Consider the following 15,916-nt stretch of genomic DNA (forward strand, 5'->3'; position numbering starts at 1 on the left):
CTATGCAGGATGCCCATCGGGGCCATGGATCGTTCCGCAAGAATAGCATTATTATTGAACGCCCATTCGGGCCATACGTGGTGGGTTCGAGAAACCCGCACAAAAAAAGAAGGCCGGCAGAGCCGGCCCAAGGTACGCAGGGAACTGAAGGGTCGAGAACGACCTGGAAACACTGCCTGAATCAGTCATTCGAGATCGCTCCCCTGGCCCGAAGGGCCCGAGAGCCCCGAAGGGCTAAAAAGCCCCGAAGGCCCCGAAGCCGGTACTCGATTCGGCCATTCAGGGGCTCTCGAATACCGTGGCGGCGAGCCGCCTGCTTCGTGTCTGAACCGGTCGCCTGGCTTTCCGAAAGCGTGTTACGAAGAACGTTTCGGAAAACGCTGCGCCCGGTCGCAATGGGTCCCCTCTTTCGAGGGGGAAGGCATCCTTGCCGGGGCATCCTTGCCCTAATGGTGCATCTCCTTGCCCGATGGGCCGCACCCGTCTCATCGCAACCTAAGTCACACATCGCGTGGAGCAGACGCTGTCGAATCTTGCCAGGCCCTGCACAGGGTAGTTGGGGGCCTGAGAAGACCCGGCGAGATGACTTCCGGAGAGGCCATCTCGTCGCTCTCGGTGAACAGTATTGCGATAGCCGTGCCAGTTTTATAAAAAGAACTTAAAATCAATAATTTATAGACATCCCTTTATTCGACGACGGGTTGCCGCCAATCTTTGCCCCGGTGAAACGAAAAAACGGGCTCAAAAACGTCTCCATAAGCAGACACCTTTTCGCCCGATTCAGAATAAAATCCAAAAATCAGAGGTTTACAGCGTCTCCATTTGGATACGCCAAAGCGCGATATACGCTGCCAGAGGTGTCGCTTTACAGAGACTTCAGCAAGACCTTGGAGCGCCGGGCCTGATTATAGGTCTCGCGCTTCAGCGCGGGGAGCGCTTCCGGGGTGGCCAGGGAAAAGCCGCGTTCGACGAACCAATGCGTGGTATGCGTGGTCAGGGCGAACAGCTGCGTCAGCCCTTGTCGCCGGGCACGACGCTCGATCTCGGCAAGCAGCATCTCTCCCCGGGCGCCACGCCGATAGTCGTCATGTACGGCCAGGCAGGCCAGTTCGCCCATTCTGGCGTCGGCGTAGCCATGCAGCGCCGCGCAGCCGATCGCCATGCCGTCGCGGTCGATCACGACGTAATCGTCGATCTCGTGCTCCAGCCGCTCCCGGGTTCGGGCGACCAGCATGCCGCTGGCCTCGAGCGGCTTGAGCAGCGCGAGCAGGCCGCCGACGTCATCCAGTACCGCCTGCCGCAACTGCTCGTAGCGATTCTGGGTGATCATGGTGCCGACCCCGTCGCGGGTGAACAGCTCACCAAGTAGCGCGTCGTGGTCGTGCCAGGAAAGCAGGTGGGTACGGCCGACACCGTGGCGGGCCGCGCCGCAGGCCGCCCCCAGATGGCGGGCGAGCTCGCTGCCGGGCGCCTCCCGTTCGCGCTGGGCGTCGGCTTCATCAGGTGTCAGCTGGCGCTGCAGCTGGCCGCTGTCGTCGTGCAGTCCGGCCGACTCTCCCAGCAGAATCAATTTATCCGCCTTGAGCGACACCGCGACATGCTGGGCGATCTCCGAGGCATCGAGATCGAAGACCTCGCCGGTGCGGGAGTATCCCAGCGGCGGCAGGATCACCAGATTGCCGCCGGCGAGCAGGCTCTCGATCGCCTGGCTGCGCACGCGGCGAACTTCACCGCTGTGATCGAAATCTACCCCGTCGCGCACGCCCAGCGGTTTCGCCGTCACCAGATTGCCGGAGACGGCGGTAAGCTCGACACCATGCAGCGGCGTGTTGGGCAGCCCCAGCGAGAGCTGGGCTTCAAGATCGAGACGGTTTACCGCGGCGATGCGTTCGACGTGATCCATGACTTGGCGATCGGCGACCCAGCGCCCCTCGATGCGCACCGGCGTGATACCGGCGGCTTCCAGCGAGGCACCGACCTGCGGCCGGATGCCGTAGACCAGCACGACCCGAACGCCGAGCGTATGCAGCAGCGCCAGATCCTGCAGCAGCTGGCTGCGTCGCGACGACGCCATCGCTTCGCCTTCCACCAGGATGACGAAGGTCTTGCCACGGTGGGCGTTGACGTAGGGCGATGAATGGCGAAACCAGTCGACGAAGGGAAAACGCGAGTCCAAGGATTAGACGCTCCGGCTGTTGGCTATGAGGCATGACCCGCGTGGGGCCTGCCTCGAACTATACCAGAGCGTCCATGAGCCATGACCAGCTTTACGCACTGGCCCAGAATCCTGCTTCCTGAAAAGTCGGCGAGCGAAGGCAAGACAAGGCGGAAATCGGCGCAGAAGCGGAGCTTACAAGCTGTAAATGAGCATTCTAAGCCGATTTTGAACGCGGTATTACCGAGCGCAGACAGTTTTCAGATCCTAGCCGAACATGCCCTTGAACATGAAAAAGAAGGCGATGGAAAGCACCGCGCCAGCCGGCAGCGTGATCAGCCAGGAGAGGACGATCGTGCCGAGCACGCGCAGATTGAGCGCCGCCATGCCGCGAGCCAGCCCCACGCCGAGCACGGCGCCGACCAGGGTGTGCGTGGTCGAGATCGGCAGCCCGGTACCGGAGGCCAGCACCACGGTCGACGCGGCAGAGAGCGTCGCGGCGAAACCGCGACTCGGGGTCAGCTCGGTGATGCCGGTACCGACGGTGGCGATGACCTTGTGGCCGTAGGTCACCAGGCCGACCACGATCCCGCCGCCGCCGAGCACCAGCACCCACCACGGCATGGCGGCAGCGCCGGAAACGCCGCCGCCGTTCTCGACCACGCTGATCACCGCCGCCAGCGGGCCGACCGCGTTGGCGACGTCGTTCGAGCCGTGGGCGAAGGCCATGGCGCAGGCGGTGAACATCATCAGCACGCCGAAGATGCGCTCCACGCTGGAGAAGTCATAGTTGCTGCGGGCACGGCGGTCACCACGGTTGATGCGGTTTTCCAGCAGCAGGCCGAACATCATGATGATCACGCCGAACGCCACCGCCAGCAGCAGGCTTTCACCGAACGTCAGATGCAGGCCAACGTGGGAGAGCCCCTTGACCAGCGTCACCATCGAGACGATGAAGCCGACCAGGAAGATATAGCCCGGCACATAGCGCTTGGCCGCCGCGAACGGATCGGGGTTGTCGAAGATCAGCACCTGCACGGAACGGAACAGCATGAAGGAGAACACGCCAGCGATCAGCGGCGACGTTACCCAACTGAGCGCGATCGTTCCCACCGCGCCCCAGCTGACCGATTGCACGCCCAGCCCGGCCACCGCGAAACCGACGATGGCGCCGACGATCGAGTGCGTGGTGGAAACCGGCCACCCCTTCAGCGAGGCGATCAGCAACCAGGAGCCGGCAGCAAGCAGCGAAGCCAGCATGCCGTAGACCAGCATCTGCGGGTCGTTCTCGAGCAGGGCCGGATCGATGATGCCTTTGCGGATCGTTTCGGTGACCTGTCCGCCGGCCAGCCAGGCGCCGAGGAATTCGAAGATCACCGCAATGATGATCGCCTGCTTGATCGTGATCGCCTTGGAGCCGACCGAGGTTCCCATGGCGTTGGCGACGTCGTTCGCTCCAACCCCCCATGCCATGAAGAAACCGAAGACACAGGCAAGAATGATGAAGACATCACCGTATTGCGCAATGATGGACATAGGCTTTTATTCGCTTGAGTGGCGTGACGAAGGCGTAGAATGACGAAGCCCGCGATCAGCGGGCCGTCAGTATCTGCAGGCGGCTGCCCACGCGCTCGGCGCGGTCGGACAGCTCGCCGATCCATTCGATGATTTTATAGAGAAAGATGACATCGACCGGCGGTAATTGCGCCTCGAGCTGGAACAGCTGACGACGAATGTCGATCTGCTGTTCATCGGCCTGATGCTCGAGATCGTGCAGTTCCTTGATCAGTTCCTGCATGACATCGGAGACGTTGCGGCCAAAGCCGGACTCGAGCAGGTCCTCGAGCTCCTCGAGCGCCTTGCGCGCCTGGTCGACGGTGGCCACGGCGGTACGCAGATAGCCGCGCATCGGCTCCGCCAGCGGCTCGGGAATGATCATGTTCCGCCCCAACATGATGCCGGTGATATCCCGGGCCTTGTTGGCGATCTTGTCCTGGACGCTGATCAGTTCCAGCAGATCGGAGCGCGAGACGGGCAGAAACATGGTATTGGGCAGGTTGAGGCGCAGCTGCGTCTTGAGCTCGTCCGCATCGTGTTCGAGACGGGTGATCGCTTCGCGGTGCTTTCGCGCTTCTTCCCAGTCACCACCCAGCGCGGCATCGAAAAAGGGCAACAGCTGGCTGGCACATTCGCTGGTCTTGACGATATGCGCCAGGAGCGGCTGGAACGGCGATCGTCCAAACAGCGCCGAGAACGGATTGGTACTCACCATAACGTGGCCTGGATGCGTTGGAAGTGGCGGCGTCAGTATAATGATTGCATCTGGATGCGTCATGAAAAATTCATGTTGGTACCGACGTTCTGTCTTGTATTCGAGACAGCGCTCGTCTTTTGTCCAGGACGGTCTTTCAATTCAGAACGGCCTTCATCCAAGAACAGACAATCACTGCGGAGCATGCATGAGCGACGAGATCGAACTCAAACTGGCGCTGTCGCCCGAAGGTCCGGCCCGCCTGATCGATCACCCCCTGTTGCGGAAGATGGCCTCGCGCACGGTCTCCCTGGGCAACCAGTATTACGACACCACCGAGGCGATACTGCAGTCGCGCCGGGTCGCGCTGCGGGTCCGGCGCCAGGGAGAGCAACGCCTGCAGACCCTCAAGAGCGCCGCCAAGAGTCGCGGCGGGTTGTCGAGCCGGGGCGAATGGGAGTGGTCGATCGATGAGGTCGAGTGCAATGCCGCAGGCCTGGACGCGAACGGGCTGCGCGCCCTCGAGCATCCCGCCCTCGCCGATCTGGACCTCGCGACGCTGCGTCCGGTCTTCACTACCGATTTCGAGCGTCGGCTCTGGCGTTACCAGGCCGAGGGCAGCGATATCGAGATAGCGCTGGACCAGGGCGCCATTCATGCGGGCGACGCCAGTTTGCCGATCTGCGAGCTCGAGCTCGAACTCAAGAGCGGCCACCCCGAGCAGCTCTGGGCATTGGCGCAGGCCCTGTGCGAACCGGCAACCCCGGAGACAACGCCGCTACCGGCGCGTCCGGCCAACCACAGCAAGGCCAGCCGAGCCGCCTGCCTGGGCAGCGGATGGCCCGAGCCTTCTTCGCATCGAGAGGTTTCCGTGGATACGCTGATCGACGCGATCGACAACTGGCAGGACAGCCAGGATGGCGCCTGGCTCGCCAGCGCCGAAGCACAGTGCGAACGGCTCGTTCACCCGTGGCGGGAATCCCCTCTTCGACATGGCGAACGCATTCCGGCGATCGAGCGAATTCAAGCCGCCCTGAATCAGGGAAGCGTTCCCTGGGACAGCCAGGCCTGGCTGGCTCTCAGGCGTCAGGATACCTAGTTTCCTCGACACCGGTATCAAACTCGCAGGGATCGAGTAGCGTGAAATCTTCGACCAGTCGATCCAGCGGTAGTGGTCGGGCGTAGAGATAACCCTGAATGTCGGTGACACCCCATTCACGCAGGAGATTCAGGGTCTCGCACTCCTCGACGCCTTCCACGACGATGCCGTAGTCCAGGCGCTGACAGAGCGCGATCACAGCCGACAGCACATGGCGCTTGCGCGGCAACGTGGTGACGTCCGTGACCAGTTCGCGATCGATCTTGACCGTATCCATCGGCATCGAGGTCAACTGCGCCAGAGAAGAATAGCCGCTGCCGAAATCGTCCAGCGCCACACGGATGCCGGCAGCCCGGATCCGGTCGAGAATGCGAAACGCCTTGACCGGATCGCTGAGCACCGAGGTCTCGGTGACTTCGATCTGGAGTCGATGACAGGGAATCCCGTGGCGATCCAATGCCTCGATCAGAGTGTCGAGAAGGCTCGGGTCCATCAGCTGGCGCGTCGAGAGATTGACGCTCAACAGAAAGCGGTCGCCGAAGCGCTGACGGATGGCATCGTCCTTGAGCATCGGCAATGCCTGCTTCATCAGCGCTTCCCATAGCGGGGAGATCAATCCGGAACGTTCAGCGACTTCGATGAAGCTGCCAGGCTCCACGATTTTCCCGCCGGGCGCTTGCAGGCGCATCAGCGCCTCGAAGCAGCGCACCTCGCCCTTCGAAACATCGACGATCGGCTGCACGAAGCAGCGAACCCCGCGAGTCGCCAGCGCTCCGCGAATCAACTGCTCGGCCTGGCTGTTCTGTCGCTCCCACTGCCGCAGCGACTCGCTGTAATAGCGCCGGGAGCCGATATCCGACTGGCGTGCATTGGCCAGGGCCAGACGCGACCGATGGCGCCATTCGTCGACACTCACCGGCTCTGACGGGCTCAATACCGCCACCCCACTGACGTGCGACAGCCAGACCTGCTGCCCGTCTATCTCCACCGGTTGCGCGAGCAGCGCCTCCAGGGGTTCGAGAACGTGATCGAGCCGTTCGGCATCACCGATCTCGAAAATCATTGCAAAGGTGTGTTCCGGCAAGGCGGCCAGAGCCACCTGCAGGGGCAACTGGCGGCGCATCTGCTGGACCAGCCCCCGTAGCGCAGTGATCGCGTCCTCGACCGCTACGCCGTCGAACAGCGAGGCCACGTTGAGCAGTTGGAACTTGACCAGCGCCATCGGTGACAGTGGCGAATGCGACAGGCGTTCTCGCAGCAGCAGATCGAGATAATCGCCATTGGGCAGCAGCGTCAACGGATCGACGAGTCGCTGTTCGGTGGTATCGGTCTGGGTGCCGGCCATGCGAGTCGCCACACCATGATCATCGCGCTGGCACAATCCCCGGCACAGCATCATTCGCCAGCTGCCGCGAGCGTCGCGAATGCGGTATTCCACGTTGACCGACGAGGTCAACCCGTCGAGATGCTGGTACAGCGACTGCTGGACCTTGGCGCGATCGTCATCGTGAATCCGCCGTAACCATTCATCGACATCCTGCTGCCCTGCGGCATACGGCAACCCCAGCATGCTGGACCAGCGCTGCGACAACGTGATGTTGCCACTGGCGATATCCCACTCCCAGACACCGTCGTTGGTGGCGGTCAGCACCAGGTTCAGGCGTTGCGTCCGCTCCTCGACGCGGGTCTCGAGCTCGTCTCGTGACGCCTGGAGATCCCGGATCGTGCGGCGTACCGAATCGAGGACGAAGTTATTGAGCTGAGCCAGCTTCTGCACCGCGATTTCATCACTGTCGGTATGGACGTAAAACTCGAAGTTGCCGTCCACGGCCTGACATAGCTGGTTGCTGATGGAGTCGACCTCCGCCAGCAGGTGTCGCTCGCGCTCTTCCGAACCCCCAGGCCCTCTTCTCATGCCACCGCCTCCTCCGCGAACGTCATTTCGAATCGACAGCAATCGTCACCGCGATGCCGACAGCGCGTCTCGACCAGCTCGCCGGCCTGACCATACACCTCGAGCACCCGGGGGAAGATGGCGCGGTAGAGCGAACAGAGCCCATTCGGCGAGCGGTATTCGACGACCAGCCAGGACGCGCTCTGCTCGACGATCCGAAACTTGTCATTCACCCGGCTACGCAGTTTAGGGTCACGCACACCGGCGCCGAGGGACGCATGAATGGCCGGCTGGCGCCCCAGCAGGGCTTGCGCCGATTCGGCCATCGAGAAGAACATGGGGTAGTGTCGGCGCGTCCATTGGATGAACAGATCGGCGTACAGCGCCATCAGCGCCTCATGATCGAGTTCGAGGTAATCGCCGGCCGCGGCGAAGAACGCCAGCGTATCGGCATCGTCGTAATCCGTGTCTATACGTCGTCCGGGCGACGGCACGCCTGCCCGCTCCGCGATCACCTGTACGGCCGTTTCGCCGTAGTTGGCCTCGACATGGTCAATGAGAACACGTTGAATCAACCCGATCATGAAAATACTACCCTCGCGTCAGTTTATGCCTGGGCATGGTACCGGTACATCGCAATGACTCGACGAACTTCAAACGCGCATGAGCTGACGGCCAATGACATCCAGCAATTCTAAGTAATTATCGGTATCCACGCCGAGAACTGAAATGTGCCGTAAACGAATTGCCAGGCGTGCGCTACGGCGCCACTCAACACCAGGGACGGGAACTCAATCGATGCAATCGGGCGACTCATCGCTACGCAAGTGGCTATTCCAGATCATCTTCGAATCGGACACGCCACAGGCCAAGGCTTTCGACATTGCGCTGATCACCCTCATTCTGGTGAGCGTGGCGACCGTCTTTCTCGACAGCGTGCCCGAGCTCCACGAGCGCTTCGGAGAGATTTTCTACGTGGTGGAGTGGGGCTTCACGCTAATCTTCACGCTGGAGCTGGTCCTCAGGCTCTACTGTCTCGAGCGGCCGTTGCGCTACCTGCGCAGCTTCTATGGCATCCTCGATCTGCTGGCGATCCTCCCCACCTGGCTCGCCCTTTTCATACCTGGCGCGCAATCGCTGCTGGTGGTGCGGGTATTGCGAGTCTTGCGGGTGTTTCGCGTGCTTCGACTCATGGAGTTCGTCGGTGAAGGCCGCATGCTGGTGGAAGCGCTGCAGCGCAGCCAGCGCAAGATTCTGCTGTTCCTGACCACCATACTGCTGATCATCACGATCTTCGGCTCGGTCATCTATATGATCGAGCCCCCGGAGGCAGGCTTCACCAGCATGCCGCGGTCGATGTACTGGGCAATCGTCACGTTGACCACGGTGGGATATGGCGATATCGCCCCCGTGACCCCGCTGGGGCAGTTCATCTCCGCTTTCATGATGATCCTGGGCTACTCGATCATCGCCGTGCCTACCGGGGTCTTCTCGGCCGAAGTGATCCGATCGATCCAGCGCGAGCGCTATTCCGAGGAAGCCTGCCCGGGCTGCGGTCGCGAGGGCCACGAGCGTGACGCCAAGTATTGCCGCTTCTGCGGCACCTGGCTCAATGAAGAGACGCCGGACCCGAATGCGCGCGATGAGGACGAGACGCCGGCCACCGACGGTAAACCGTCGCACTGACTCTGCACTGCCCCTAAGCCAGCGAAACATGACCTTTTGTCATCATTCTGTGACATGACCGCGACAGACTCCTTCGAGCCCGCCTCGAGCGGTGCATATTCATCGGGAGTCTGTCATGAAATCGTTTCGTTTCACGCTGCGGGGCGGCCTCATCGCCATGCTGCTGCTCTTCGCCCTGCTGACGTCACTGATCGGAGGTGGCAGCTACCTGGCGATGAAGCAAGCCAGGGATGCCTTCGATTCCGTCTACACACTCAATGTCGTCCAGCTCGGCACCGCGCGCGAAATCTACGCGGCACTGATGCAGACCCGCGTCCTGCTGGACAGCTACCAGACCGACTACAACCGCCTGCGCGTCAAGCCCGCCAAGAAGACGTGGGCACAGGCCGCAGCCACCTTCGACCACGCGAAACAGCGGCTTGCCGACCTTTCCCCGACGGGCGACCCGTCTTCGGAGCAGAGCCGGACGAATCGCGACCTGCAAAGCCGTTTCCAGGCACTGATCGACGACGGCATACAGCCCGGTTTCGACTCGCTCAAGACCTGGGACGTCTCGGCGTATCAGGCCAGCGTGCAGAAAGCCAGCGATCTGACCGCAGCGCTGGATGCCAGTCTCGCAACGCTGACCGCCGCCGCGAATGCCAACGCGGCGTCGGGCGCTGAGGCCATGGCGCGCAACGTTCGCCACCTGCAACTGGGGCTATCGGCAACCGCGGCGGTCACTGCGCTGCTGGTCCTGCTTGCTTTCTACCTGTTTCAGCGCCATCTGCTGCGCCCGCTTGGCGAAGTCAGGAAACACTGCGCCGATATCGCCCAGGGTGATCTCGGCACACGCCTGTCGACCCAGGGCGTGCGCGAAATGGCACTGCTCAAATCCGGCGTGGATGCCATGCAGCTCGCGCTGCTGGACCTGGTCTCTCAGCTACAACAGGGAAGCCGGGCACTACGTGACGACGCGCTGGAATTGACCGACGCCAGCCACGCCCTCAACGATCAGAGCCGACAGCAGGCCCAGGCGTTGCAGCAGACCACGGCAAGCATGGAAGAGATCACCGCGACCGTCTCGCACACGGCGGAGCATGCCGATCAGGGGCGAGCCCTGTCGGCGGAAAACCAGCGCCGGATCGATTCCAGCGGGGAACATGTCTCGACGGCGATCAGTGAAATGCAGGCTGCCCAGGCCCGCTCCGAAGCCTCGCTGGAAGTGATCGCCATGATCGACTCGCTGGCTTTCCAGACCAATCTGCTGGCACTCAACGCATCGGTCGAGGCCGCCCGGGCTGGCACGCAGGGGCGCGGATTCGCGGTGGTCGCCGAAGAGGTTCGCCGCCTGTCGGCTCGCTCCGCCGAGGCCGCCGGAACGATTCGCGAGCAGATCGAAGGCACGCATCGCCAAGTGCAGCAAGGCACCCACGTACTGGTCGGCGCCGGGGAAACGCTGACCACGGCCGTGGGTTCCAGCCAGCGGCTCAGCGAGCTGCTGGACGGCATCGCCCTCTCCTGCCAGCAACAGCGCGACGGCATTCGCCAGATCGATCAGGCCATCAACGCCATCGATGCCGCCACCCAGCGCAATGTCGCGCTGGCGGAGCGGACGCTCCACGCCACGCGGGATCTCGACGACCGCGCTCAGCGCCAGCAGGAACGCTGCGATGCGTTCAAGCTGGTGGCATCGTCATCCGCTGCCGCAGCCGCGACGTCCCTACCGGGTTCGCACGCCCCTGCCGCGCCCGTCGAGGCGAGCTCGGCCACGGATGACAGGCCCAACGCCGAGGCGAGGTCGATAGCCGATGCGAGACACGAGGCCCCTGAACCGTTACCGGCGTGAGCGAGATGCCGGCGCCACGGCGTCTTCCCGCGAGTGGAACCGCCGTGGCGTTGGAAAAATGACGGTGCAGTTCGAGATTTCGCCTAACGGAAGGCTTCGGAATCACCCCGCCCTTCGCGGACGATCACCGGCGGGATCTCGCGCAGATCGACCACGGTGGTCGGTTCGAGCTGACAGGCACCGCCGTCGATGATCAGCTCCAGATGCGCACCGAAGCGCTCGCGGATCTCTTCCGCGTCGGTCATCGGCAAGGTCTCTCCCACCGGGATCAGCGTCACGCTCATCAACGGCTCGCCGAGGGCATCGAGCAGGGCATGCGTGATCTTGTGATCCGGCACCCGGACGCCGATCGAACGGCGCTTGGGATGCAACAGCAGACGCGGCACTTCGCTGGTGGCGCTGAGAATGAAGGTGTAGGCGCCGGGCGTATGCGACTTGAGCAGGCGGAACACGCTGTTGTCGACCTTGGCGTAGGTGCCGATTTCCGACAGGTCGGAGCACACCAGGGTAAAGTTGTGGCGGTCGTCGAGCTGGCGCAGCCACTTGATCTTCTCGATCGCCTTCTTTTCGCCCAACCGGCAGCCCAGCGCGTAGCCGGAGTCGGTGGGATAGGCGATCACGCCGCCCTGACGCAGGATCTCGATAGCCTGGTCGATCAGACGCTTCTGCGGATTCTGCGAATGAATCTGGAAGAATTGGGTCATTGCACGCTCTCCTGAAACCGCTTTGGAAACCCGCCACGACACGCATGACAGCGGTCGTCCGTAGGATGACTCTCGCTATTTCGAGCGTCACCGCTTTCAGCGTAACAGACGCCGCGTCATTCGCCGCAGGCAAAGCCTCGCAGGGACGGATGACACCACACCGGCCTGACGTGGGAGCGCGGCGGCGGACTGATCGTCCCGGGCGACAGCGCACCGCCGGGATAGTGGAAATCGCTGCCGATCGAGCCGTACAGGCCATGGAAGTCGAGCTGTCGGGCCAGGTCGTGGGTCGTATCCGGATTCTGGTAGCCGCTGACCAGCTCCGCCGCTTCGCCGCCGGCTTCGATGAAGGCCGAGAACATCAGATCGCGCTTGCGCCGGGTCATGCCGTAGCGCAGCGGATGCGCAACGACGGCGATGCCTTGGGCGTCGCGAATCCAGCCGACCACCGTCGCCAGCTCCGGCCAGTGCATCCTGACGTCGCCGCGCTTGCCGGCGCCAAGGTAGCGTTTGAACGCCGTCTTGATATCCGGCACCACGCCGGCGGAGACCAGCGCTGCCGCGAAATCCGGCCGCCCCAGCGGGCGCTCGCTTCCCGCTTCCCGCCGCGCCCTGGCGAGCCCGTCGTCCAGGCCGACCTTTTCCAGACGGTGGGCAATTTCTCGGGATCGCAGCTCGCGGGCGTGGGCCAGCGACGCCAGGCCGGCATCGAGGGCGCGGGAGGTGCCGTGGGGCAACAGCGCCACGATGTGAAGCGCGATGCCCCGCCACTGGCAGGAGAGCTCGGCGGCCGCCATCAGGTGGATGCCATGGTGACGGCATCGCTGTCGCGCTTCCTCGACGCCATCGAGCGTGTCGTGGTCGGTCAGCGCGACGTGCGTCATCCCGCGGGCATGGCACAGGTCCGCCAGTTCGGTGGGTGAAAGCTTGCCGTCGGAAGACGTGGAGTGCAGGTGCAGATCGACCCCGCGAACGCTTTCCAGCGTTTCTGGCAGCGTCAACGAACGAGTCTCGCGATCATCGGTGGGAAAAACGCTCATGGGCATGACGCCAGCCAGCGTCTTTGTCAGAATAGATCGACTATGGTGACGGGCGCGACGAGCCGGGTCAAACGTCTGCGCCGCCACCACCCGCCAGAGGCCTAGCCCGTATGAAACTGCTGTTCGACTTTCTGCCCATCGCGATCTTCTTCGCCGTGTACCACCTGAGCGGCGACATCATCATGGCGACGATGGTGCTGATTCCCGCTACCGTGGCGCAATTGGGCATCGTCTGGTGGCGTCAGCGCCGCATCGAGAAGATGCTGCTGATCACCTCGATCATCGTGATCGCCTCGGCCGGCGCCACCATCGCGTTTCGCAACCCGGCCTTCATTCAGTGGAAACCCACCGTCATCAATGCGCTGTTCGGCGTCGCATTTCTGCTGTCGCCGCTGTTCGGCGGGCAGACGCTGACCCAGCGGATGATGGGCAAGGCGGTATCGCTGCCCGCGGCCGTGTGGCGGCGGCTCAATCTGGCGTGGGTGCTGTTCTTCTTCGCCATGGCGGCGCTCAATGTCTATGTCTTCAGCTACTACGACGAGGCGACCTGGGTCGACTTCAAGCTTTTCGGCATGCTGGGACTGACGCTGCTGTTCGTGGTCGGGCAGGCCCTGTTCCTGGCCCGCCACCTTTCGCAATCACAATCGGAGGAAGGTTCCTGATGCTCTACGCCATTATCAGTGACGATGTCGACGACAGCCTGGAAAAGCGGCTCTCGGTTCGCCCGGCGCACGTCGAACGCCTGGAGGCGCTGAAAGACGAAGGCCGACTCGTGCTCGCCGGTCCCCATCCGGCCATCGACAGCGACAACCCGGGCGAGGCCGGCTTCAGCGGCAGCCTGATCGTGGCCGAGTTCGAATCGCTCGAAGCCGCGCAGCGCTGGGCCGATGCCGACCCGTACGTCGCCGCCGGCGTCTACTCGCAGGTGCAGGTCAAGCCGTTCAAGCGGGTACTTCCCTGACTTCGCGATTCCCGTCATCGCCTCGGCATTGCCGTTATCCACAACCGCTCGCGTCATGGTTTTGCACAGTGGCTGTGGATAACACTGTTAAGATCCCGCGGACCGCTTCCCGCGCCGCCGACAAGCCGCCGCCTGGCGGAAAGTGTTCAATTTTTATACAGCTCGCCGCCTGGCTTTCCTGAAGCGATTGCCTGGCGGCGCTGGACTTGGAAACCATGACCGGCAACTCGGCTTCTCCTCACCGCCATGCCCTCCGCTATTCCATCCGACATGCCGAGCTGGACTGGCGTGTCGACGATGGTGACGTCGAGGCCCCCTTCTCGACCGCTTACGACGATGTCTATTTCTCGCGTCAGGATGGCCGCGAGGAGACCCGCTTCGTTTTCATCGACAACAACGACCTGCCACGGCGTCTGGCCGCCTGGCGGGCTCGGCGTCCGTTCACGATCGGCGAGACCGGCTTCGGCACCGGGCTCAACATGCTGTGCGCCTGGGCGTGCTTCGACGAGCACGCCCAGGCGGAGGCCAGACTGCACCTCGTCTCGACCGAGAAGCATCCGCTCACCCGCGAGGCACTGGAACGCGCCTGGCGCAGCTGGCCGCAACTGGCGTCCCGGGCCGCTTCGCTGATCGACCAGTGGCCGCCGGCCGTGGCCGGTATCCACCGGCTGCAACTGGATGCCCGCGTCACTCTAGATCTTCACTTCGGCGATGCCGCGGACTGTCTGTCGCGGCTGGACGGTCAGGTCGATGCCTGGTTCCTCGATGGTTTCGCGCCGTCGAAGAATCCCGACATGTGGCGGCCCGAGCTGTTCGAGGCCATGGCCGCCGCCAGCCGGCCAGAGGCGACCTTTGCCACTTTCACCTGCGCGGGATTCGTTCGCCGAGGCCTGGCCGCGGCCGGCTTCCGCTGGCGCAAGGTGCCGGGCTTTGGCCGCAAGCGCGAGATGCTGCGCGGCGAGCGGGACGAATCGGCGCGGCCTGCGTCCGAGGCCATTTCCGCCCGAGCGGCGACACCCTGGTTTCAGCCGCCGCCCGCCCGGCCGGCGGCGCACGTGGCCGTGATCGGCGCCGGTATCGCCGGCACCAGCGTGGCGGCGGCACTGGCGCGCCGAGGCAGTCGGGTGACGCTGGTGGATCGTACCGGCATCGCGGCCGGGGCCTCCGGCAATCCTCAGGCCGCGCTCTACGTCAAACTGGCGATCGAACCCAACCTACAGAGCCGCTTCTATCTCGCCGCGCTGCTCTACACGCAGCGCTGGCTGGCGCGCCTCGATCCCCAGCGCCGCTGGTGGTCGGACTGCGGGCTGCTGCAACTGACCGGGGATGCGCGTGGCATCGAACGCCAGCGCCGGTTCCTGAACCTCTACGACCTGCCGTCGACCGTCGTCTCCGCCAGTGAGGCCGCCGACGCCACGTCGCTCGCCGGCATCGATCTGGACCAGGCTGCTCTCTATTATCCGCAGGCGGGCTGGGTGGATCCGGTGGCGCTGTGTCATCACCTCGCGGCGACGCCCGGCGTCGAAACACACCAGGCCGAACTCCGTTCACTGCGGGAGACGGAAAGCGGCTGGCAGTTGCAGCTGGGCCAGAGCCCGCTGCGCGTCGATCAGGTCGTGTTCGCCACCGGCCACGCCAGCCACGACTGGCTCGACGGTCTGCCGCTGCAATCGGTTCGCGGCCAGGTATCCACCCTGGCGCTACCGCAGCAGACCGAGTCCGGCAACGGTCCGACCCTGGAGCGCGTGCTCTGCGCCGAGGGCTACGTAATGCCGGCCCGGGACGGAATGCTCACCTTCGGCGCGACCTTTTCGCCCAACGATGCCGATACGACGCTGCGCGAATCGGATCATCGCCGCAACCTCGACGAGCTGGCGCGAACGGCTCCGGCGCTGGCCCGCCAGTTTGCCGGAATCAATCCCGCCAGCTGCGGCGGCCGCGCCAGCGTTCGTGCCGCCAGCCCGGACAAGACGCCCTACGCCGGGCCGCTGCCGGACGTCGCGCGCTGGCGCAGCAATTACGCCGCGCTGGGCAAGGATGCCAAGCGTCGCTTCGACTGCCCCGGCAGCCACTATCCGGGATTGTGGATAACGACCGCGCACGGTTCCCGCGGCATGGTCAGTGCCCCGCTGTGTGCCGAACTGATCGCCTCGCGGCTATACGATGAACCGATGCCGCTGGAGCGCGAGCTGGTGGATCACCTCCACCCCGGTCGACGCCTCATCGCCGACCTGATTCGCGGGCGCTGATACGGCCCCTGCGGGCGCTGATACGACACCTGCGGTCCGGGGAGCCTCC

General features: G+C 63.7%; 13 protein-coding genes. 6 read left to right on the plus strand and 7 right to left on the minus strand.

From position 1 onward, the window contains the following. Positions 1–865: 865 nt before the first annotated feature. From argA to CCD76_RS03345, 3 genes are all read right to left on the minus strand, one after another. On the minus strand, positions 866–2,176 hold the full coding sequence (argA, locus tag CCD76_RS03335) for an amino-acid N-acetyltransferase (RefSeq protein WP_087718140.1): 1,311 nt from the start codon (positions 2,174–2,176) through the stop codon (positions 866–868). A gap of 246 nt (positions 2,177–2,422) precedes the next feature. Next, entirely contained in the window at positions 2,423–3,691 is a 1,269-nt protein-coding gene (locus tag CCD76_RS03340; RefSeq protein ID WP_087718141.1) for an inorganic phosphate transporter, read from the minus strand. A gap of 55 nt (positions 3,692–3,746) precedes the next feature. After that, positions 3,747–4,427: a TIGR00153 family protein gene (locus CCD76_RS03345; RefSeq protein ID WP_087718142.1), complete on the minus strand. Its 681-nt coding sequence runs from the start codon at positions 4,425–4,427 to the stop codon at positions 3,747–3,749. 187 nt (positions 4,428–4,614) lie between these two features. On the opposite strand from CCD76_RS03345, the gene CCD76_RS03350 reads away from it, so the two are divergent. Next, positions 4,615–5,505, plus strand: a complete 891-nt coding sequence (locus tag CCD76_RS03350) for a CYTH domain-containing protein (RefSeq protein ID WP_179208827.1) — start codon at positions 4,615–4,617, stop codon at positions 5,503–5,505. On the opposite strand, the gene CCD76_RS03355 is transcribed toward CCD76_RS03350, so the two are convergent. Together CCD76_RS03355 and CCD76_RS03360 are read right to left on the minus strand one after the other, a co-directional pair. Next, a complete protein-coding gene (locus tag CCD76_RS03355) occupies positions 5,486–7,420 on the minus strand; it encodes a GGDEF domain-containing phosphodiesterase (RefSeq protein ID WP_087718144.1) in 1,935 nt (644 codons plus the stop codon). The two genes, CCD76_RS03350 and CCD76_RS03355, sit on opposite strands and share 20 nt — an antisense overlap. Beyond that, entirely contained in the window at positions 7,417–7,983 is a 567-nt protein-coding gene (locus tag CCD76_RS03360) for a heme NO-binding domain-containing protein (protein WP_087718145.1), read from the minus strand. The genes CCD76_RS03355 and CCD76_RS03360 overlap by 4 nt, the downstream gene beginning before the upstream one ends. Positions 7,984–8,197: 214 nt before the next feature. Between CCD76_RS03360 and CCD76_RS03365 the strand changes: the two genes are divergently transcribed. Together CCD76_RS03365 and CCD76_RS03370 are read left to right on the plus strand one after the other, a co-directional pair. Further along, on the plus strand, positions 8,198–9,085 hold the full coding sequence (locus tag CCD76_RS03365) for an ion transporter (protein WP_087718146.1): 888 nt from the start codon (positions 8,198–8,200) through the stop codon (positions 9,083–9,085). A 115-nt stretch (positions 9,086–9,200) separates the two neighbouring features. Further along, positions 9,201–10,913: a methyl-accepting chemotaxis protein gene (locus CCD76_RS03370; RefSeq protein WP_087718147.1), complete on the plus strand. Its 1,713-nt coding sequence runs from the start codon at positions 9,201–9,203 to the stop codon at positions 10,911–10,913. 83 nt (positions 10,914–10,996) lie between these two features. Here CCD76_RS03370 and CCD76_RS03375 read toward each other — a convergent pair whose 3' ends face one another. Together CCD76_RS03375 and CCD76_RS03380 are read right to left on the minus strand one after the other, a co-directional pair. Further along, positions 10,997–11,617: an L-threonylcarbamoyladenylate synthase gene (locus tag CCD76_RS03375; protein ID WP_087718148.1), complete on the minus strand. Its 621-nt coding sequence runs from the start codon at positions 11,615–11,617 to the stop codon at positions 10,997–10,999. Positions 11,618–11,733: 116 nt separating this feature from the next. Continuing rightward, a complete protein-coding gene (locus tag CCD76_RS03380) occupies positions 11,734–12,657 on the minus strand; it encodes a PHP domain-containing protein (protein WP_087718323.1) in 924 nt (307 codons plus the stop codon). A 110-nt stretch (positions 12,658–12,767) separates the two neighbouring features. On the opposite strand from CCD76_RS03380, the gene CCD76_RS03385 reads away from it, so the two are divergent. The 3 genes from CCD76_RS03385 (at position 12,768) to mnmC (ending at position 15,867) form a co-directional block, all read left to right on the plus strand. Then, positions 12,768–13,319, plus strand: coding sequence for a septation protein A (locus CCD76_RS03385; protein ID WP_087718149.1), 552 nt, complete (start codon positions 12,768–12,770; stop codon positions 13,317–13,319). Then, the gene (locus tag CCD76_RS03390; protein ID WP_087718150.1) at positions 13,319–13,618 is read left to right on the plus strand and encodes a YciI family protein; all 300 of its coding nucleotides are present in this window, start codon (positions 13,319–13,321) and stop codon (positions 13,616–13,618) included. Before CCD76_RS03385 ends, CCD76_RS03390 begins: the two co-directional genes overlap by 1 nt. A gap of 215 nt (positions 13,619–13,833) precedes the next feature. After that, complete coding sequence (gene mnmC, locus CCD76_RS03395) at positions 13,834–15,867, plus strand: bifunctional tRNA (5-methylaminomethyl-2-thiouridine)(34)-methyltransferase MnmD/FAD-dependent 5-carboxymethylaminomethyl-2-thiouridine(34) oxidoreductase MnmC (protein ID WP_087718151.1); 2,034 nt, start codon at positions 13,834–13,836, stop codon at positions 15,865–15,867. The last annotated feature ends 49 nt before the right edge of the window (positions 15,868–15,916 follow it).

The organism is Salinicola salarius (assembly GCF_002179555.1).
Taxonomy (GTDB): Bacteria; Pseudomonadota; Gammaproteobacteria; order Pseudomonadales; family Halomonadaceae; genus Salinicola; species Salinicola salarius_A.